The sequence below is a fragment of the Streptomyces sp. NPDC040718 genome (assembly GCF_055593565.1).
Map to the genome: position 1 here is coordinate 85,515 of NZ_JBVIXO010000003.1, position 18,097 is coordinate 103,611.

General features: G+C 73.2%; 20 protein-coding genes. 10 read left to right on the forward strand and 10 right to left on the reverse strand.

Annotated elements, in window-relative coordinates:
• Positions 1-111 precede the first annotated feature (111 nt).
• A complete protein-coding gene (locus tag ACZ597_RS09130; RefSeq protein ID WP_471327025.1) occupies positions 112-771 on the reverse strand; it encodes a class I SAM-dependent methyltransferase in 660 nt (219 codons plus the stop codon).
• Between the two features lie 309 nt (positions 772-1,080).
• On the opposite strand from ACZ597_RS09130, the gene ACZ597_RS09135 reads away from it, so the two are divergent.
• Entirely contained in the window at positions 1,081-1,677 is a 597-nt protein-coding gene (locus ACZ597_RS09135) for a hypothetical protein (protein WP_471327028.1), read from the forward strand.
• Positions 1,678-1,735: 58 nt separating this feature from the next.
• Here ACZ597_RS09135 and bioD read toward each other — a convergent pair whose 3' ends face one another.
• Genes bioD through bioB form a run of 3 tightly spaced genes read right to left on the reverse strand, consistent with a single transcriptional unit; the run spans position 1,736 to position 5,013 of the window.
• The gene (bioD, locus tag ACZ597_RS09140) at positions 1,736-2,452 is read right to left on the reverse strand and encodes a dethiobiotin synthase (protein WP_471327031.1); all 717 of its coding nucleotides are present in this window, start codon (positions 2,450-2,452) and stop codon (positions 1,736-1,738) included.
• 1 nt (position 2,453) lies between these two features.
• The gene (locus ACZ597_RS09145) at positions 2,454-3,788 is read right to left on the reverse strand and encodes an adenosylmethionine--8-amino-7-oxononanoate transaminase (protein ID WP_471327034.1); all 1,335 of its coding nucleotides are present in this window, start codon (positions 3,786-3,788) and stop codon (positions 2,454-2,456) included.
• A complete protein-coding gene (bioB, locus tag ACZ597_RS09150) occupies positions 3,781-5,013 on the reverse strand; it encodes a biotin synthase BioB (protein ID WP_471327037.1) in 1,233 nt (410 codons plus the stop codon). Before bioB ends, ACZ597_RS09145 begins: the two co-directional genes overlap by 8 nt.
• A gap of 179 nt (positions 5,014-5,192) precedes the next feature.
• On the opposite strand from bioB, the gene ACZ597_RS09155 reads away from it, so the two are divergent.
• Positions 5,193-6,365 (forward strand): 8-amino-7-oxononanoate synthase, encoded by a 1,173-nt coding sequence (locus tag ACZ597_RS09155; protein ID WP_471327040.1) that lies wholly within the window; start codon positions 5,193-5,195, stop codon positions 6,363-6,365.
• An 8-nt stretch (positions 6,366-6,373) separates the two neighbouring features.
• Here the strand turns inward: ACZ597_RS09155 and ACZ597_RS09160 are convergent, their stop codons facing one another.
• Both ACZ597_RS09160 and ACZ597_RS09165 read right to left on the reverse strand, forming a co-directional pair.
• Positions 6,374-6,595, reverse strand: coding sequence for a DUF397 domain-containing protein (locus ACZ597_RS09160; protein ID WP_405981808.1), 222 nt, complete (start codon positions 6,593-6,595; stop codon positions 6,374-6,376).
• Between the two features lie 12 nt (positions 6,596-6,607).
• The gene (locus ACZ597_RS09165; protein WP_471327043.1) at positions 6,608-7,492 is read right to left on the reverse strand and encodes a helix-turn-helix domain-containing protein; all 885 of its coding nucleotides are present in this window, start codon (positions 7,490-7,492) and stop codon (positions 6,608-6,610) included.
• A gap of 197 nt (positions 7,493-7,689) precedes the next feature.
• On the opposite strand from ACZ597_RS09165, the gene ACZ597_RS09170 reads away from it, so the two are divergent.
• From ACZ597_RS09170 to ACZ597_RS09205, 8 genes are all read left to right on the forward strand, one after another.
• On the forward strand, positions 7,690-8,139 hold the full coding sequence (locus ACZ597_RS09170; RefSeq protein WP_471281287.1) for an ATP-binding protein: 450 nt from the start codon (positions 7,690-7,692) through the stop codon (positions 8,137-8,139).
• Between the two features lie 301 nt (positions 8,140-8,440).
• Complete coding sequence (locus tag ACZ597_RS09175) at positions 8,441-8,743, forward strand: urease subunit gamma (RefSeq protein WP_471327046.1); 303 nt, start codon at positions 8,441-8,443, stop codon at positions 8,741-8,743.
• A gap of 14 nt (positions 8,744-8,757) precedes the next feature.
• Positions 8,758-9,069 carry an urease subunit beta gene (locus tag ACZ597_RS09180; protein WP_471327049.1) on the forward strand — a complete coding sequence of 104 codons (312 nt, stop codon included), beginning with the start codon at positions 8,758-8,760 and terminating at the stop codon, positions 9,067-9,069.
• The gene (locus ACZ597_RS09185) at positions 9,062-10,783 is read left to right on the forward strand and encodes an urease subunit alpha (protein ID WP_471327051.1); all 1,722 of its coding nucleotides are present in this window, start codon (positions 9,062-9,064) and stop codon (positions 10,781-10,783) included. Before ACZ597_RS09180 ends, ACZ597_RS09185 begins: the two co-directional genes overlap by 8 nt.
• Before the next feature lie 13 nt (positions 10,784-10,796).
• The gene (locus ACZ597_RS09190) at positions 10,797-11,471 is read left to right on the forward strand and encodes an urease accessory protein UreF (RefSeq protein ID WP_471327053.1); all 675 of its coding nucleotides are present in this window, start codon (positions 10,797-10,799) and stop codon (positions 11,469-11,471) included.
• Positions 11,472-11,504: 33 nt separating this feature from the next.
• Positions 11,505-12,200: an urease accessory protein UreG gene (gene ureG, locus ACZ597_RS09195; protein WP_471327056.1), complete on the forward strand. Its 696-nt coding sequence runs from the start codon at positions 11,505-11,507 to the stop codon at positions 12,198-12,200.
• Positions 12,185-12,982, forward strand: coding sequence for an urease accessory protein UreD (locus ACZ597_RS09200; RefSeq protein WP_471327059.1), 798 nt, complete (start codon positions 12,185-12,187; stop codon positions 12,980-12,982). The genes ureG and ACZ597_RS09200 overlap by 16 nt, the downstream gene beginning before the upstream one ends.
• A gap of 172 nt (positions 12,983-13,154) precedes the next feature.
• A complete protein-coding gene (locus tag ACZ597_RS09205; RefSeq protein WP_471327062.1) occupies positions 13,155-14,819 on the forward strand; it encodes an alpha/beta hydrolase in 1,665 nt (554 codons plus the stop codon).
• Between the two features lie 37 nt (positions 14,820-14,856).
• Here ACZ597_RS09205 and ACZ597_RS09210 read toward each other — a convergent pair whose 3' ends face one another.
• The 4 genes from ACZ597_RS09210 to ACZ597_RS09225 form a co-directional block, all read right to left on the reverse strand.
• Positions 14,857-15,570: a lysophospholipid acyltransferase family protein gene (locus ACZ597_RS09210; protein WP_471327065.1), complete on the reverse strand. Its 714-nt coding sequence runs from the start codon at positions 15,568-15,570 to the stop codon at positions 14,857-14,859.
• A gap of 68 nt (positions 15,571-15,638) precedes the next feature.
• Positions 15,639-15,797 carry a hypothetical protein gene (locus tag ACZ597_RS09215; RefSeq protein WP_471327068.1) on the reverse strand — a complete coding sequence of 53 codons (159 nt, stop codon included), beginning with the start codon at positions 15,795-15,797 and terminating at the stop codon, positions 15,639-15,641.
• 32 nt (positions 15,798-15,829) lie between these two features.
• The gene (locus tag ACZ597_RS09220) at positions 15,830-16,786 is read right to left on the reverse strand and encodes a cytochrome c oxidase assembly protein (RefSeq protein WP_471327071.1); all 957 of its coding nucleotides are present in this window, start codon (positions 16,784-16,786) and stop codon (positions 15,830-15,832) included.
• Positions 16,787-16,877: 91 nt separating this feature from the next.
• Positions 16,878-17,903, reverse strand: coding sequence for a 6-phosphofructokinase (locus ACZ597_RS09225; protein ID WP_471327074.1), 1,026 nt, complete (start codon positions 17,901-17,903; stop codon positions 16,878-16,880).
• Positions 17,904-18,097: the final 194 nt, after the last annotated feature.

Sequence of the window (18,097 nt, forward strand, 5' to 3'; positions counted from 1 at the left end):
CTGACACGCCCCCGGGCCGCCCCGGACCGCGCGACCCGGCTCGATTGTGGTGCCTGCCGGGCGCGGCTGACTGCCAGTCCGCCGGAAGGGGTACGGGAACGCCCCGGCGGTTCAGTCGTCCAGACGGCGGGCCGAACCGATGACGCAGTACGAGGTGGGCAGTGCCGGACCGCGCTCGGGCAGGCGGAAGGAGCGGTGCGAGGCGATCCGGAAGCCGGCCGCCTCGATCGCCGCGAGCGGGTCGCGCGCGGTGTGGCAGCCGCCGAACAGGCGGGGCCACACCGTCCGGTCGAGCGCCCGCTGGACGCCGGCCATCCCCGGGCCGGGAGCCAGCCCGTGCTCCAGGAACCGCAGCTCGGCGCCGGGCCGGAGCACCCGGTGCAGTTCGGCGAGGGCGCGCGGCAGGTTGCGCACGGTGCACAGCACCAGCGAGGCGACCGCGACGTCGAAGGCCTCGCTCTTGACCGGCAGCGCCTCGGCGACACCCGGTACGAGGTCCACCGGGACGTCGGCGCGCAGTGCGGCCTGCGCCGCGAGCCGGCGCAGGGTGCGCTCCGGCTCGATGGCGACGACCTCGGAGACGGCTGCCGGGTAGTACGCGAAGTTCAGGCCGTTGCCCGCGCCGATCTCGACGACCCGCCCGGACACCCCCGCCAGGAGTTCCCGGCGCAGGGCGCCGATACCGGCGTGGGTTTCGGCGGCGGTGCTGGCGCGGGCGTAGAACCGGGCGAAGTACGGGTGGTGGACCGGATCGGGGACGGGGCTGGGCATGACGGGCCTCCGGGCGCGGACGGGCGGCGGACGGACGACACGGCTGCGCGTGCCCAGGGCCTGTCCGGCGGATCACGGCCGGGGTCGCGGTGTTCCCCCGGCTACCGCTGGGAGTAGGTGCCCCCGGGCACGGCACCTCGCCGCGCACGGGACACCGCGGCCTTTCCGACCCTGATCCGCCGGACAGGCCCCAGCGGGGCTGTTCCCCACCGGGGCCCGCCCCGAAACCGCCTCCGCCCGTGCGGCGGAGGCCATAATCGGCACTCCGGCCACCGCACTTGGGGCCGCGCACAGGAGGAGAGCGCAACCTTGACATCCCGTGAGGCCCCTGTACGGGGCGCGGCCGCCGCGCTGCTCGCCGCCGCGGCGTTCCTGCTCGCCGGCTGCGAGTCCGCCCCGGCGCCGGCACCGTCGGCCGGGGCGCCCGCAGCCGACCCGAACGCCGCGTTCGGCGCGGAGGTGGCCGCGCGCTGCGCCACCGCCTCGGCTTCGCCGACGGCCGCCGCCACCGGGGGCACGCCGACGGATCCCGAGTCGCGCAAGTACGCCGAGAACCACGCGTACCGGCAGCAGGTGGAGCTGAGCCCGGCCGCCCGCTGCCGGGGGGAGGCCCACGCAGCCCGGATCAGGGCGGAGCTGGCCGCCGCACCGGCGGCGAACCCCGCCGAACTGACCGCGCTGCTGCGCGGCCTGGGCTACCCCGTCGGCAGCGGTGACGTGTACGAGGGGAACGCCGCCCAGGGACCCGGCTTCGCGCTGATGCTGCCCGGCACCGGCCCCTGCGTATCGGGGCGGGCGGCGGCGGGCACCAGCGCGGCCGCCTCCCCGGCCCCGGCCCCGGCCCGCGTCGAGGCGCACGGCGTGTACCTGGAGGGCGGCTGCAAGGAGCCGGCGGGGGGCCACTGACGCGGCCACCGCCCCCCCGGCACCGCCCCCGCCACCGGCTCCCCGGCGCAGCGTCACATCAGGCGGGCCACTCGGCGAGGAAGGACTCCGCCGACCAGGTGCCGTCCAGCGGGGCCCCCAGCCACCCCGGCGCGGCCGCGCGGAAGGCGGCGGGCTCCAGCCCGCCGGCCCCCTCCGGCACGGCCCCCAGCAGCGGGATCCCGGACTTCGGGAGGTCGGCGAGGTTGCACCGGGAGGCCAGGTCGGGCGCGGCCGGCCAGCTGCCGACCACCACCCCGAGCGCGCTGACGGACCGGGCCGCGAGGGCCTCCGCCGTCAGATCGGTGGTGTTCAGCGTGCCCAGCCCCGCGGGGGCAACCACCAGCACCGGCGCCGCCATCAGCCGCGCCGCGTCCGCCAGGGTGTGGCCCTCCTCGTCGAAGCGCACGAGCAGCCCGCCCGCGCCCTCCACGAGCACCAGGTCGTGCTCGGCGTCGAGCCGTGCGGCCGCCTCCGCGATCCGCTCCGGGGTCAGCGTCGCCAGCCCGGAGCGCCGCGCGGCGGTGTCCGGGGCCAGGGGCTCGGGGTAGCGGGCCAGTTCCAGCGCGGTCACGGCCGGGCCGGCGAGCCGCACGACCTCGGCGGTGTCCCCGGGCTCGTCCGGGCCGACCCCGGTCTGGGCGGGCTTGAGCACCGCGACCGAACGCCCGGCGGCCAGGGCGGCGGTCGCGATGGCCGCGGTGACCACCGTCTTGCCGATCTCCGTGCCGGTACCGGACACGACGACTACGGACATCTCAGCCTTCCTGCGCCGCAGCGACGGCCGCGCGGCAGATCCGGGCCACATCGGCGTCGCCGGTGACGAACGGGGGCATGGTGTAGATCAGGTCGCGGAACGGGCGCAGCCAGACGCCCTCGCGGACCGCCGCCCGGGTGGCCGCCCACACGTCGACCGGGTGGTCGAGCTGGATCACGCCGATGGCCCCGAGTACGCGTACGTCCTTGACCCCGGGCAGGGCGCCGGCCCCGGCGAGGCCCTCGCGCAGGCCCGCCTCGATCCGCTTGACCTCGCCGGCCCAGTCCTGGCCGAGCAGCAGGTCGACGGAGGCCAGGGCCACGGCCGTGGCGAGCGGGTTGCCCATGAAGGTCGGCCCGTGCGCCAGGACGGGCACCTCGCCCTGCGAGATCCCGTCGGCGACCCGTTCGGTGCAGAGGGTGGCCGCGAGGGTGAGGTAGCCGCCGGTCAGGGACTTGCCCAGGCACATCACGTCCGGGGTGATGCCCGCGTGGTCGGCGGCGAACAGCGCGCCCGTGCGGCCGAAGCCCGTCGCGATCTCGTCCAGGATCAGCAGGACCCCGTACTCGTCGCACAGCTCGCGCAGCACCCGCAGGTAGCCCGGGTGGTGGAAGCGCATGCCGCCCGCGCCCTGTACGACCGGCTCCACGATCACCGCGGCCAGCTCGTCGGCGTGCGCGGCGACCAGCGAGCGCAGGTGGTCCGTGTACGCCGGGTCCACGGGGGTGTCGAAGTCCCCGGGCGGGGCGTCGGCGAAGAGCTGCCGGGGCAGGTGGCCCTGCCACAGCTCGTGCATGCCGCCGTCGGGGTCGCACACGGCCATCGGCTGCCAGGTGTCGCCGTGGTAGCCGCCGCGCCAGGTCAGCAGCCGGGTCTTGCCGGTGCGGCCCAGCGAACGCCAGTACTGGAGGCACATCTTGACGGCGACCTCGACGGACACCGACCCGGAGTCGGAGAGGAAGACGTGCTCCAGACCGGCGGGGGTGATCTCCACCAGCCGGGCGGCCAGCCGGACGGCGGGCTCGTGGGTGAGCCCGCCGAACATCACGTGTGACATCCGGCCCAGCTGCGAGGTCGCGGCCTCGTTCAGCACCGGGTGGTTGTAGCCGTGGATCGCCGACCACCAGGAGGACATGCCGTCGACCAGCTCCTCCCGCCCCTGGGCCGGGGAGGCGAGCCGCAGCCGGACCCCCGAGGCGGAGGAGACCACCAGGGTCTCCTGCCGCCCGGGCATCGGGCCGTACGGGTGCCAGACGTGCTGCCGGTCCAGGGCGAGCAGGTCCGCCGTGTCCGACGAGGGGTCGAGCGGGTCGTGCAGCGGGAACTGGTCACGCATTGGGGGCGATGTCCGTCCCCGCGCCGCGGCGGCGTACCGCCACCAGGTCCGGGCGCACCTCTCCGGCCTCCGCCTGGGCGGGCACCGGCGCTTCCTCGGCGTGTCCGGAGCAGCCGCCGCAGGCCGAGCCGCAGCCGGGGGCCTGTGCGCCGTCCGCCGGCCCGCAGCCGCCGGCCGAGGACCCGCACATGCCGCCCGCGGGGGCGGCGGCCGCGACGTCGGCGCGGTGCGCGGGCAGGGTGGTCGTACCGGCGCCCTCCACCTCGAAACCGGCGTCCGCGATCATGTCGAGGTCGGCCTGGCCGGCCTGGCCCTCACTGGTGAGGTAGTCGCCGAGGAAGATGGAGTTGGCGATGTGCAGCGCGAGCGGCTGCATCGAGCGCAGGTGCACCTCGCGGCCGCCGGCGATCCGGACCTCCACGTCGGGGCAGACGAAGCGGACCATGGCGAGGATCCGCAGGCAGCGCTGCGGGGTGAGGTTCCACTCCTTGGCCAGCGGGGTGCCCTCGAAGGGGATCAGGAAGTTGACCGGGACGGAGTCGGAGTCCAGCTCGCGCAGCGAGTAGACGACGTCGACCAGGTCCTCGTCGCTCTCGCCCATGCCGGCGATCAGGCCGGAGCAGGCCGACAGGCCCGCCGCGTGCGCCTTCTGTACCGTGTCGACCCGGTCCGCGTAGGTGTGCGTCTTGGTGATCTGGCCGTACGTGGCCTCGGACGTGTTGAGGTTGTGGTTGTAGGCATCCGCACCCGCCTCGCGGAGCTTCTCGGCCTGGCCCTCGGCGAGCAGGCCCAGACAGGCGCAGACCTCGACGCCCTCGTTCTGCTCCTTGATGGCGGCGATCGTCTCGCCGACGCGGGCCACGTCGCGGTCGGTCGGACCGCGTCCGCTGGCCACGAGGCAGACCCGCTTGGCGCCGCCGGCGACGCCGGCCGCGGCGGCCTGGGAGGCCTCCTCGGGCTTCAGCCACGTGTACTTGAGGATCTCGGCCTTCGACCCCAGGCGCTGGGAGCAGTACGAGCAGTCCTCGGGACAGAGCCCCGACTTCAGGTTGACCAGGTAGTTCAGCTTGACGCGGCGCCCGAACCACTGACGGCGCACCTTGCCGGCAGCGGTCACCACGTCGAGCAGTTCGTCGTCGGAGGTCGCCAGTACGGCGAGCGCCTCCTCGCGGGTCGGCAGCTCGCGCCGCAGTCCCTTTTCCACCAGGGTGTTCAGCAGGTCCATGCGCCCGATCCTGTCCCACGCGACCACTCCCGGCCAAGGAGAGAACGGACAACATGGCCGGAAGGGAGTGTGTGGATCGCCACACCAGTCGCGCGGGTCACGGCGGATAGGGTCGAGCAGATCTGTCGACTGCCGACAAAACGCGAGACACATCGCGAGACGCGACGCGAGGACCGCCGATGACCCAGCACACCCCGCATCCCGAGGACGTCTTCGCCTGGATCGACGGCGCGGAGCGCGTCCGCGAGCAGGCGGGGCTGGTGCGGACCCTGCGTCCGAGGCCCGCCTCCTCGCCCCTGCTGGACCTGGCGAGCAACGACTACCTGGGCCTGTCCCGGCACCCGGAGACCGTCCGCGGCGCCTGCGAGGCGGCCGAGCGCTGGGGCGCCGGCGCCACCGGGTCGCGCCTGGTCACGGGCTCGACCGAACTCCACGCCGAACTGGAGCGGGAGCTCGCGGCGTTCGCGGGCTTCGAGGCGGCTCTGGTGCTTTCGTCCGGATATGCCGCGAACCTGGCCGCGGTGACCGCGCTCAGCGGACGGGGCACGCTCGTGGTCTCCGACGCCGGGAACCACGCCTCGATCGTCGACGGCTGCCGGCTCTCACGCGCCGAGGTCGCGGTCACCCCGCACGGCGATGCGGAGACCGCCCGCAAGACCCTCGCCGGGCACGAGGGGCGCGCCCTGCTGGTGACGGACTCGGTGTTCTCCGTCGACGGGGACGCCGCCCCGCTCGCCGACTACCACGCCGCCTGCCGGGCCGAGGGTGCCGCGCTGGTCGTGGACGACGCGCACGGGCTGGGGGTGCTGGGCGAGGGCGGCCGCGGCGCGCTGCACGCCGCCGGGCTCGCGGGCGCGCCGGGGGTGGTCGCCACGATGACCCTCTCGAAGTCGCTGGGCAGCCAGGGCGGCGCGGTGCTGGGGCCGGCCAAGGTCATCCGGCACCTGGTCAACACGGCCCGTGCCTTCATCTTCGACACCGGGCTGGCCCCGGCCGCCGCCGGGGCGGCACTGGCGGGCCTGCGCCTGCTGGGCCGGGAACCGGAGCGCGCGGCCCGGGTCCGGGAGGTGGCCGCCGAGCTGTACGGGCGGCTCACCGCGTCCGGCCTGACCGCGGCCCGGCCGGACGCGGCCGTGGTGTCGGTTCGGGCCCCGTCGGCTCCGGCGGCACTGCGCTGGGCCGCCGACTGCCGCGAGGCAGGTCTGTCCGTGGGGTGCTTCCGTCCGCCGTCGGTGCCGGACGGCATCTCCCGGCTGCGGCTGACGGCTCGGGCGGATCTCACGGGGGACGAGATCAGCCGGGCCGTCGCCACGGTCCTGCGGACCGCTCCGGCCGGAGCCACGGACCGCTAGGCGTCACGTCACACGCGCACGTCCGCCCTTACCGAGGCGAGGAAGCCGTCCCAGGCCGGCCCGGTGAAGAGCACGGCCGGGCCGTCCGTCCGCTTGGAGTCGCGGACGGCCAGCAGGCCGCCGGTCAGGGCGGCCGCTTCCACGCAGTTGTTCATTCCGGTGCTGCGGCTGCTCCGCCGCCACCGCGCGCTGTTCAGAAGTCCGCTGGTGGATAAGGGGGTTGCGGACACGGGGGTGCCTCCTTACGCGTCGTCAGCGATAGAGCTGATGAGATCCGACGAGTCACGGGGCGGGAGGGCGTGCGCCTGGATGGTGCGGAACGCGGCGCTGTACGCCTCTAGGTCTTCCTTCCGCTCCAGATAGAGGCTACTCGTCAAATGGTCGAGCACCACCACATCCAGATCGGCGATGTTCGGAAATGAGAAAATTACGAACGGTCCGGTCAGGCCGAGATGACCCCCCACGGTGAACGGCAGCACCTGGAGCCGCACTTGGGGCAGCCGCGCCACCTCCACCAGATGCCTCAGCTGCTCCTCCATGACCCCCCGCCCGCCGATCTGCCGGCGCAGGACCGCCTCGTCCAGCACGGCGCTCAGCTCCAGCGGCGGATCGGACCGCAGCACCGCCTGCCGGGCCAGCCGTACGTCGACCAGCGCGTCCACCTTCGGCTCCGGCAGCCCGCCCAGCGCGGCGCGGGTCACGGCCCGCGCGTAGTCCGGGGTCTGGAGCAGGCCCGGCACCACCGACAGCTCGACGGTCCGCGCCGCCCGGGCCCCGGCCTCCAGGCTGATGAAGTCCCGGTACTCCTGCGGGAGCAGACCCCGGTAGTCGTGCCACCACTGCCGCCCGCGCGCCGCGTCCCCGCTCGCCGCCGGACCGGCCGCCGAGGCCCCGAGGGCCTCCAGCAGGGCGCGCTGCTGGGCGCTCACCACGTCCCCGTAGGCGTCCAGCAGCAGCCGGATGTCCTCCGTCTTCACACCGCTGCGGCCCGTCTCGATCCGGCTGACCTTCGACTGGTGCCAGCCGACGATGCGGGCCACCTCGCCGCTGGTGAGTCCGGAGCGGTCGCGCAGCGCGCGCAGCTCCTCGCCGAGTTTGCGCCGACGTACCGCGGGACCGTGCTGCATACCCGCACTCCTTCCACCGGCACACCTCGCACCAGTCTGCCGTCCAAATACGCTCTTCCGTAGCAGAGTTCACCGCATTGAGCGACAGATATATGCATATCTTGGGGGAACGGCGGAAACGGCGGCACGATGGGTGGCACTCTGGCGCTCAGCGTAGATCCGGGGCGGCTCCGTCCCGGTGGGAAAGGGACGTCGCCATGGCAGATCAGCTGGAAGCATCCGTCACTCTGCCGAGCGATCCGGTGTCGGTGGCCGCCGCCCGCCGCTACGTGGCGCAGGTACTGAGCGACTGGGGACTGCCCGAGGACGCGGGCACCGCCGACACCGTCCGGCTGATCGTCTCGGAACTCGCGACCAACTCGGTGCAGCACACCTTCGGCCAGTCGCCCACCTTCACCGTCGACGTCCGCCTCGAACGCGAGGAATGGCTGCGCGTCGGGGTGACCGACAGCCATCCGCGCTGGCCCAAGCGGCTCCCCGCCGCCGTCCAGCAGGACAACGGCCGCGGGATGGTCATCATCCGCTGGCTGGCGGCCGAGGCCGGCGGCCGGCTCTCGGTCAGCCCCACCGAGGACGGCGGCAAGACGGTGTGGATCGCCCTGCCCTGGCCCGCCGACGCCTCCGCGCGCACCCTCAGGGGCTGTTGAGCCCGCTGCCCGCGAGCCGTATACGAACCGCCCCGCCGGGACCGGGGCGGACCCGAACCGAGTGCCTTCCCGAAACGTGGGTTAACTCGGCGGAAAAATACGCGCCCTACGGTATGTTCCTCGCCCCTCCGCCAATGATCACCCACGGCCCGGTAAAGCGCCGGTGATGGGGGCGGAAAGGCTCGCCCTGCGTTGGGCAAGAGACGCTTGGCACGGATAAGCGCAGGTCAACAAAGTGTTGACGGCCGGTACGGTCGCTCCGGCGCGACGAAGAACATGTCCCGGAAGCTTGGTGATACAGGTGCAATTGACACCACATGAACAAGAGAGACTCCTGATCCACGTGGCCGCGGACGTGGCCGAGAAGCGCAGGACGCGCGGGGTGCTCCTCAACCACCCCGAGGCGGTCGCCCTCATCACCTCGCACCTCCTCGAAGGCGCCCGGGACGGGCGGACCGTCGCCGAGCTGATGGCGTCCGGCCGCACCGTGCTCACCCGGGCGGAGGTCATGGAGGGCATCCCCGAGATGATCCACGACGTCCAGGTCGAGGCGACCTTCCCCGACGGAACCAAGCTGGTCACCGTCCACGACCCGATCGTCTGAGGGGGAACCGCAGCATGATCCCCGGCGAGATCGTCCACGGGGACGGGCCGGTGCGCCTCAACCAAGGCCGCCCCGTCACCCGCCTCACCGTCCTCAACGCCGCCGACCGGCCCGTACAGGTCGGCTCCCACTACCACTTCGCCGAGGCCAACCCCGGCCTCGACTTCGACCGGCGGGCCGCGCACGGCCTGCGCCTGAACATCGCCGCCGGCACCGCCGTCCGCTTCGAGCCGGGCATCCCCGTCGCCGTGGAACTCGTACCGATCGGCGGACTGCGCACCGTGCCCGGACTGCGCGGCGAGACCGGAGGGCCGCTCGATGGCTGAACTCTCCCGCCAGGCCTACACCGACCTGTTCGGGCCGACCGCCGGTGACCGGATCCGGCTCGCCGACACCGCCCTCTTCGTCGAGATCGAACGGGACCTCAGCGGCGGCCCCGGCAACTCCGGCGACGAGGCGGTCTTCGGCGGCGGCAAGGTCATCCGCGAGTCCATGGGACAGGCCCGCACCACCCGCGCCGAGGGCGCCCCCGACACCGTCATCACCGGCGTGGTCGTCCTCGACCACTGGGGCATCGTCAAGGCCGACATCGGCATCGCGGGCGGGCGCATCTGCGGCATCGGCAAGGCCGGCAACCCCGACACCATGGACGGCGTCGACCCCGCACTCGTCATCGGCCCCGAGACCGAGATCATCGCGGGCAACGGGAAGATCGTCACCGCCGGCGCCATCGACGCCCACGTGCACTTCATCTCCCCGACCGTCGTCGACGAGGCCCTCGCCTCCGGCATCACCACCCTCGTCGGCGGCGGCACCGGCCCCGCCGAGGGCTCCAAGGCCACCACCGTCACCCCCGGACCCTGGCACCTGGCCCGGATGTTCGCCGCCCTGGAGGCCTACCCCGTCAACATCGGCCTGCTCGGCAAGGGCAACACGACGTCCCGCGAGGGCATGCTCTCCCAGCTGCGCGGCGGAGCACTCGGATTCAAGATCCACGAGGACTGGGGAGCCACCCCCGCCGCCATCGACGCCTGCCTGAGCGTCGCCGACGAGACCGGCGCCCAGGTCGCCATCCACACCGACACCCTCAACGAGGCCGGCTTCGTCGCCGACACCCTCGCGGCCATCGCCGGGCGGACCATCCACTCGTACCACACCGAGGGCGCGGGCGGCGGCCACGCACCCGACATCATCACCGTGGTCTCCGAGCCCAACGTCCTGCCCAGCTCAACCAACCCCACCCGCCCGCACACCCTCAACACCGTCGAGGAACACCTCGACATGCTGATGGTCTGCCACCACCTCAACCCGGCCGTCCCCGAGGACCTCGCCTTCGCCGAGTCCCGGATCCGGCCCTCCACCATCGCCGCCGAGGACGTCCTCCACGACCTCGGGGCCATCTCCATCATCTCCTCCGACTCCCAGGCCATGGGCCGCGTCGGCGAGGTCGTGCTGCGCACCTGGCAGACCGCCCACGTGATGAAGCAGCGGCGCGGCTTCCTGCCCGGCGACGGCCCGGCCGACAACCAGCGCGCCCGCCGCTACGTCGCCAAGTACACGATCAACCCGGCCGTGGCCCAGGGCCTGGCCAGGGAGATCGGCTCCGTCGAGGTCGGCAAGCTCGCCGACCTGGTGCTGTGGACCCCCGCCTTCTTCGGGGTCAAGCCAGAACTGGTCGTCAAGGGCGGCCAGATCGCGTACGCGCAGATGGGCGACGCCAACGCCTCCATCCCCACCCCGCAGCCGATCCTGCCCCGGCCCATGTACGGCGCCATCGGACGCGCTCCCGCCCTCAACTCCCTCAACTTCACCTCGCAGTCCGCCCTCGACGACGGCCTCCCCGAACGCCTCGGCCTCGGCAAGAAGTTCACGGCCATCGAGAACACCCGCAAGCTCGGCAAGTCGGACATGCGCAACAACGACGCCATGCCGAGGGTGGAGGTCGACCCCGACACCTTCACCGTCACCATCGACGGCGAGGCGGTGGAGCCGGCACCCGCGGCCGAACTGCCCATGGCGCAGAGATACTTCCTCTTCTGATGGGCGACCGCCGATGAGCCTCGCCGCGCTGCTCGTACTCGCGGACGGCCGCTTCCCCGCCGGCGGGCACGCCCACTCCGGCGGGGCGGAAGCCGCCTGCAAGGCCGGCCGCATCCACGACGCCGCCACCCTGGCCCAGTTCTGCCGGGGACGCCTGCACACCGCCGGGCTCACCGCCGCCGGGCTCGCCGCGGCCGCCGCCCTCGGGCTCGACCCGGCGGAACTCGACGCCGCCGCCGACGCCCGCACCCCCTCGCCCGCGCTGCGCGCCGCCGCGCGGCGGCTCGGCCGGCAGCTGCTGCGGGCCGCCCGCGCCACCTGGCCCGCCGCCGAACTCGACGCACTGGCGGCCGCCTTCCCGCGCGGGGCCCACCAGCCCGTGGTGCTGGGCCTCGCCGCCCGGGCCGCCGGGCTCGGGGCCCTGGACGCCGCGCACGTGGCGGCGTACGAGAGCGTCAGCGGGCCGGCCACGGCGACGGTACGGCTGCTCGGCCTCGACCCCTTCGAGGCGAGCGGCGTACTCGCCCGCCTCACCCCCGAGCTCGACGCCGTCGCCGCCCGGGCGGCCGAGGCGGCCCTGCTCGCCCGCACCGAGGGCGCGGACGCCCTGCCCGCGGCCTCCTCACCACTGCTGGAGATCGCGGCCGAGGTGCATGCCGACTGGGCGGTACGCCTCTTCGCCTCCTGAGTGCCCCGACCACCTTCCCCAAGGAGACCCGCCGTGCACCTCGACCACGACACCACGTACCCCCACCGCCACACCCACGGCGCCGCCCCGCTGCGCGCCGACGGCACCCGCCGCGCCCTGCGCGTGGGCCTCGGCGGCCCCGTCGGCTCCGGCAAGACCGCCACCGTCGCCGCCCTCTGCCGCGCCCTGCGCGCCGAACTGTCCATGGCCGTCGTCACCAACGACATCTACACCCGCGAGGACGCCGAGTTCCTGCTGCGCGAAGCGGTGCTGCCCCCCGAGCGGATCAGCGCCGTGGAGACCGGCGCCTGCCCGCACACCGCCATCCGCGACGACATCTCCGCCAACCTGGAGGCGGTGGAGGAACTGGAGGAGGCCTTCCGGGACAGCGCCCCCCTCGACCTGATCCTCGTAGAATCCGGCGGCGACAACCTGACCGCCACCTTCTCCCGCGGCCTGGTCGACGCCCAGATCTTCGTCATCGACGTGGCCGGGGGCGACGACATCCCCCGCAAGGGCGGCCCCGGCGTCACCACCTCCGACCTCCTCGTCGTCAACAAGACCGACCTCGCCCCGCACGTCGGCTCCGACCTGGACCGCATGGCCCGCGACGCCGCCGCCCAGCGCGGCGACCTGCCCGTCGCCTTCCAGTCCCTGCGCGGCGCCGACGGCGTCGCCCCGGTGGCCGACTGGGTGCGCGGCCGGATCGCCGCGTGGGCCGTACGGTGACCAGCGCAGCCCCCGCTGCTCCCCACCCGGCCTCCGTCCGTGCCACCGCCCGCATCCGCGCCGCCGCCGACGGCCGCGGCGGCACCGTCCTGCCGCTGCTGGCCGGGGAGGGGCCGCTCGCCCTGCGCCGCACCCGGGGCGAGGGCGCCGAGGCGGGAGTGATGCTGGTCGGCGCGATGAGCGCCCCCCTCGGCGGCGACCGCCTCGCGGTGGAGGCCGAGGCGGGACCCGGCGCCCGCCTGGCCCTGCGCTCGGCGGCCGCCACCCTGGCCCTGCCCGGCCGCACCGCAGCGCCCGCGCGGTACGACGTACGGCTGGAGCTCGCCGACCGGGCGGCGGTGCGCTGGCTGCCGGAGCCGCTCGTCTCCGTGCGCGGCAGCGACCTGCGCGCCACCACCCGCGCCGAACTGGCCCCCACCGCCCGCCTCCTGCTGCGCGAGGAACAGGTGCTGGGACGCAGCGCCGAGGCCCCCGGCCTGCTGCGCAGCCGGCTCACGGTCACCCGGGACGGCCGGCCCCTGCTGGACCAGGAGCTGTCCTGCGGCCCCGGCGCACCGGGCGGCTGGGACGGACCGGCCGTCACGGCCGGCCACCGCGCCCTCGGCCAGCTCCTCGTGGTCGACCCGCGCTTCGAGCAGGACCCGCCGCCGGCCGCCGTGCTGGGGGAGTTCGCGGCGGCCACCCCGCTGGCCGGACCCGCCGTACTCGTCACGGCCCTCGCGCCGGACGCGCTGCGGCTGCGCGAGGTGCTCGACGCGGCGCTGCGCACGTACGGCTGGTGACGGGGGGACAGAAGCGGGGCAATGGGACACCGCTCAGCGGTACACACGTTTCCGGTTATCGGGTTGGCAAAGAACTCGACCGTGCTCTGTTGCCGGGTACCGGTCAGACGAAAGGATCCACCTGACCCAAACCCGCCGCTCCGGGCGGCACATCACCAGGGGGATCAACCACGTGATACGCAACGCGACGCTGGGGAGCGCCGCCACCCTCATCACCGGCGCGCTGGCAGCGGGCCTGCTGCTCGCGCCGCCGGCCTCGGCCGCTCCGGCCGGCCGGGACAACGGCGGTGCCGAGGCGATCGGCGTCCAGATCGCCGCCGCCCGCGCCGCGCGCGCCGGCATCGACTGGAAGGACTGTCCTGCCGACTGGGGCTTCGAGAAGCCGATCCAGTGCGGCTGGGTCAAGGTTCCGCTCGACTACACCAAGCCCTTCGGCAAGACCATCGAGCTCGCCGTCGACCGCGCCGTCAGCACCGGCACCAAGGAGGAGCGCCAGGGCGCCCTCGTCTACAACCCGGGCGGCCCGGGCGGTTCCGGCATGCGCTTCCCGCGCCGGGTCACCACCAAGAGCCCGCTGTGGGTCAACACCTCCAAGGCGTACGACTTCGTGGGCTTCGACCCCCGCGGCGTCGGCCACTCCGCGCCCATCTCCTGCATCGACCCGCAGGAGTTCGTGAAGGCCCCCAAGGCCGACCCGGTCCCCTCCAACGAGGCCGACAAGCGCGCCCAGCGCAAGCTCGCCGCCGAGTACGCGGACGGCTGCAAGGAGCGCAGCGGCGAGATGCTGCCGCACATGACCACGCCGAACACCGCGCGCGACCTGGACGTCATCCGGGCCGCCCTCGGCGAGCAGAAGCTGAACTACCTCGGCGTCTCCTACGGCACCTACCTGGGCGGGGTCTACGCGACCCTCTTCCCGTCCCACGTGCGCCGCATGATCGTCGACAGCGTCGTCAACCCGGCCCAGGACAACATCTGGTACCAGGCCAACCTGGAGCAGGACGTCGCCTTCCAGATGCGCTGGAACGACTGGCAGGACTGGGTCGCCAAGAACGACGCGGTCTTCCACCTCGGCGACACCCGCGCCAAGGTCGAGGCCAAGTACCAGGAGCTGCGCGGCAAGGCCAAGGCCAACCCGCTCGGCGGCGTGGTCGGCCCGGCCGAGCTGATCGGCTTCTTCCAGGGCGCCCCGTACTACGACTCCTCGTGGGTCCCGGTCGCGCAGGCGTTCAGCGCCTGGGCCGCCGGTGACGAGAAGCCGCTGATCGAGGCCATCGCCCCGGACATGTCCGACACCAAGGGCAACGCCGCTTCGGAGAACTCCAACGCCGTGTACACCGCGGTGGAGTGCGCCGACGCCAAGTGGCCCACCAGCTGGGCCAAGTGGGACCGGGACAACACCGAGCTGCACAAGAAGTACCCGTTCCTGACCTGGTCGAACGCGTGGATGAACCTGCCCTGCGCGACCTGGAAGTCCAAGCAGAGCACCCCGATCGAGGTCGGTGCCAAGCGCGGCATCGCCCCGGTCCTGATCGTCCAGTCCGAGCGTGACGCGGCCACCCCCTACCAGGGCGCCGTCGAGCTGCACCGCCGCCTGGCGGGCTCGCGCCTGATCACCGAGCAGAACGCCGGCTCGCACGGCGTCACCAGCCTGATAAACCCCTGCATCAACACCCGCGTGGACGCCTACCTGCTCACCGGCAAGGTCGACGCCCAGGACGTGAAGTGCGGCCCGCACGCCGCCCCGGTGCCGCCGGCCCCGGCCGCGGCGAAGTCCCTCGCGGAGGCCCCGGCCGCCGCGCTGCCGCAGAACGAGGAGCTCCCGGCCGTCCGCTAGGACCCGGTAGTACCCCGCAAAGAGAACGGGAGAAGGCTCAGCGCGACAGGCGCCGGGCCTTCTTCCGCTTCTTCTCCTCCTCTTCGGCCTTGACCTCGGCCGCGTACCGGTCCACGTACTCCTGGCCGGAGAGGCCCAGGATCGCGTACATGATCTCGTCCGTGACCGCGCGCAGCACGGCCCGCTCGCCCTCCATGCCGGCGTACCGGGAGAACTCCAGCGGCGCCCCGAAGCGGATCGTGACCCGCCGGATCTTCGGGAGCTTCTGGCCGGGCGGCTGGATCTCGAAGGTGCCGAGCATCGCGCAGGGCACCACCGGCACCCCCGCGCCCAGGGCCATGGCCGCCACCCCGACCTTGCCCTTGTAGAGCCGCCCGTCGTGGGAGCGGGTGCCCTCGGGGTAGATGCCGAGCAGCTCGCCCTCGGCCAGCACCCCGAGGCCCTCGCGCAGGGCCGCCTGCCCGGCGTCCTTGCCGGAGCGGTCCACCGGGATCTGCCCGGCGCTGCGGAAGAAGGCGGCGGTCAGCCGGCCCTTGAGGCCGGGCCCGGTGAAGTACTCGGCCTTGGCGAGGAAGGTGATCCGGCGCGTGAGGATCGCGGGCATCAGGAAGTGGTCCGAGAAGGACAGGTGGTTGCCCGCGACGATCGCGGCGCCCGCCGCGGGGATGTTCTCCAGCCCCTCGATCCGCGGCCGGAACAGCAGCCGCAGCAGCGGACCGAGCAGTACGTGCTTGAGCAAGTGGTAGAACACCAGGCCGCTCCCGTCGATGCCCCTATGTCACGGCCATCCTACGGACAGTCAACGCGGGGCCGGGAGGGTCAGGCGCTGCGCGAAGCCGCCATCCCCATCGTCAGCAGCCCCAGCACTACCCAGCCGAACCACAGCCAGCCGTTGCTGCCGAGCGCCACCGAATATGTGGAGACGGCCACCAGAGCGGCGAAGGTCGTGACGGCCATCGCCTTAACGGATCCGGTCATGCCCCATGGTGGCGCCTGATGCGGGCTCCGCGCTACTGGCCGCGCTGCTGGAGCGAGGCGAGATACGCGTTGTAGGCGGCGAGCTCCTTGTCGCCGTCCCGGTCGGCGGCCCGGTCCGAGCGCCGCGCCACCCGCTGCTCCGAGTGGTACCACTGGTAGATCAGAGCGATCAGCACCAGCACCGAGGGGATCTCGCTGAACGCCCATGCGATGCCGCCGCCCCACTGCTGGTCGAGCAGCGGGTCGATCTCCAGGGAGGCCGGCGGGTTCGCGTACGTCTTGATCATCGGCTCGCTCGCCATCATCAGCGCGATGCCGAAGAAGGCGTGGAAGGGCATGCCCGCGAACAGCTCCAGCATCCGCATCACGTAGCCGGGGCGGTGCGGGCCCGGGTCCACGCCCATGATCGGCCAGAAGAAGATCAGGCCGACGGCGAGGAAGTGGACCATCATGCCGATGTGGCCGGGCTTGCTCTCCATCAGGAAGTCGAAGATCGGGGTGAAGTACAGCGCGTAGAGGCTCGCGATGAACATCGGGATCGTGAAGGCCGGGTGGGTGACGATCCGCATGTACCGGCTGTGCAGCAGCATCAGGAGCAGCTCGCGCGGCCCCTTGTGGCCGCGCGCCGCCGGCGGCAGGGCCCGCAGGGCCAGCGTCACCGGCGCCCCGAGCAGCAGCAGGATCGGGGTGACCATGCTGATCACCATGTGCTGGACCATGTGCACGCTGAACATGATCATGCCGTAGTCGTTCAGCTTGGTGCACATCACCAGCATCACCGTCAGCACACCGGTGACGAAGGCGACGGCCCGGCCCACCGGCCAGGAGTCCCCGCGCCGGCGCAGCCGCAGCACGCCCCACCCGTACAGGGCGAGCCCCAGCAGCGAGCCGAAGAGGAAGAAGGCGTCGAAGGAGAACTCCAGCCCGCGCCCGAGGGTGAACGGCGGCAGGTCCATGTCCATGCCCATGCCGTGACCGCTGTGATCCATGCCTTCACTCCCTTGACTGTGGCGCTCCACCACAGTAGTGCCGCCCCCGGACGCGATCGCGTCCGGGGGCGGTCTCAGAAGGGGGGAAACATCACAGAACGGTCTGGGCCTCGTCGTAGCGGTCCTTCGGGACCGTCTTCAGGGTCGAGGTGGCCTCCGCGAGGGGGACCATCACGATGTCCGTGCCGCGCAGGGCCGTCAGCATGCCGAACTCGCCCCGGTGCGCCGCCTCCACCGCGTGCCAGCCGAAGCGGGTGGCCAGGACCCGGTCGTACGCGGTGGGCGTGCCGCCGCGCTGGACGTGGCCCAGGATGACCGGACGGGCCTCCTTGCCCAGGCGCCGCTCCAGTTCGACGGCCAGGATGTTGCCGATGCCCGCGAAGCGCTCGTGGCCGTACTGGTCCTTGCCGCCCGCCTGGTACTCCATCGTGCCGGGCAGGGGCTTGGCGCCCTCGGCGACCACGACGATCGCGAACCGCTTGCCCGCCGAGAAGCGCTCGCCGACGATCGCCGTCAGCTCCTCGATGTCGAAGGGGCGCTCCGGGACGACGATGGCGTGCGCGCCGGCCGCCATGCCCGAGTGCAGGGCGATCCAGCCGGTGTGGCGGCCCATGACCTCCACGACCATCACGCGCTGGTGGGACTCGGCGGTGGTCTTCAGCCGGTCCAGGGCGTCGGTGGCGACCCCGACGGCGGTGTCGAAGCCGAAGGTGACGTCGGTGGAGGCGATGTCGTTGTCGATGGTCTTCGGCACGCCGACGATCGGCAGGCCGCCCTGGGCGAGCAGGTTGGCCGCCTTCAGGGTGCCCTCGCCGCCGATCGGGATGATGGCGTCCAGGCCGAGGTCCGCGACGTGCCCGCGGGCCCGCTCCACGCCGTCGCGCAGGTGCGCGGGCTGGACCCGGGAGGAGCCGAGGATGGTGCCGCCGCGGGCCAGGATGCCGGCGACGGAGTCCAGGTCGAGCTTGCGGTAGTCGCACTCCAGGAGGCCGCGCCAGCCGTCGTGGAAGCCGATGACCTCGTCGCCGTGGTCGACGACGGCGCGGTGCACGACGGAGCGGATGACGGCATTGAGGCCGGGGCAGTCGCCGCCGGAAGTGAGCACACCAATGCGCATGGCAGGAAGAACCTTTGCAACGTGGGCCGACGACCGGACCACGTCGTCCGGTTGGAACTACCCGTCACCCTACAAGCGGATTCCCGCTGGACTGAACCATCCTCCACAGGATGGTCGGAACAAACAGAAGATCGTACGAATGCACACCGGCCCGGACTCCCCGAGGGGGAATCCGGGCCGGTGGCCGTGCGGCA

What these genes read in the sequence shown, in the direction of transcription:
- ACZ597_RS09130 (WP_471327025.1), bottom strand. Translation starts at nt 771, where the DNA reads ATGCCCAGCCCCGTCCCCGATCCGGTCCACCACCCGTACTTCGCCCGG.
- bioD (WP_471327031.1), bottom strand. Translation starts at nt 2,452, where the DNA reads ATGTCCGTAGTCGTCGTGTCCGGTACCGGCACGGAGATCGGCAAGACG.
- ACZ597_RS09145 (WP_471327034.1), bottom strand. Translation starts at nt 3,788, where the DNA reads ATGCGTGACCAGTTCCCGCTGCACGACCCGCTCGACCCCTCGTCGGAC.
- bioB (WP_471327037.1), bottom strand. Translation starts at nt 5,013, where the DNA reads ATGGACCTGCTGAACACCCTGGTGGAAAAGGGACTGCGGCGCGAGCTG.
- ACZ597_RS09155 (WP_471327040.1), top strand. Translation starts at nt 5,193, where the DNA reads ATGACCCAGCACACCCCGCATCCCGAGGACGTCTTCGCCTGGATCGAC.
- ACZ597_RS09165 (WP_471327043.1), bottom strand. Translation starts at nt 7,492, where the DNA reads ATGCAGCACGGTCCCGCGGTACGTCGGCGCAAACTCGGCGAGGAGCTG.
- ACZ597_RS09170 (WP_471281287.1), top strand. Translation starts at nt 7,690, where the DNA reads ATGGCAGATCAGCTGGAAGCATCCGTCACTCTGCCGAGCGATCCGGTG.
- ACZ597_RS09180 (WP_471327049.1), top strand. Translation starts at nt 8,758, where the DNA reads ATGATCCCCGGCGAGATCGTCCACGGGGACGGGCCGGTGCGCCTCAAC.
- ACZ597_RS09185 (WP_471327051.1), top strand. Translation starts at nt 9,062, where the DNA reads ATGGCTGAACTCTCCCGCCAGGCCTACACCGACCTGTTCGGGCCGACC.
- ACZ597_RS09190 (WP_471327053.1), top strand. Translation starts at nt 10,797, where the DNA reads ATGAGCCTCGCCGCGCTGCTCGTACTCGCGGACGGCCGCTTCCCCGCC.
- ACZ597_RS09215 (WP_471327068.1), bottom strand. Translation starts at nt 15,797, where the DNA reads ATGACCGGATCCGTTAAGGCGATGGCCGTCACGACCTTCGCCGCTCTG.
- ACZ597_RS09220 (WP_471327071.1), bottom strand. Translation starts at nt 16,786, where the DNA reads ATGGATCACAGCGGTCACGGCATGGGCATGGACATGGACCTGCCGCCG.
- ACZ597_RS09225 (WP_471327074.1), bottom strand. Translation starts at nt 17,903, where the DNA reads ATGCGCATTGGTGTGCTCACTTCCGGCGGCGACTGCCCCGGCCTCAAT.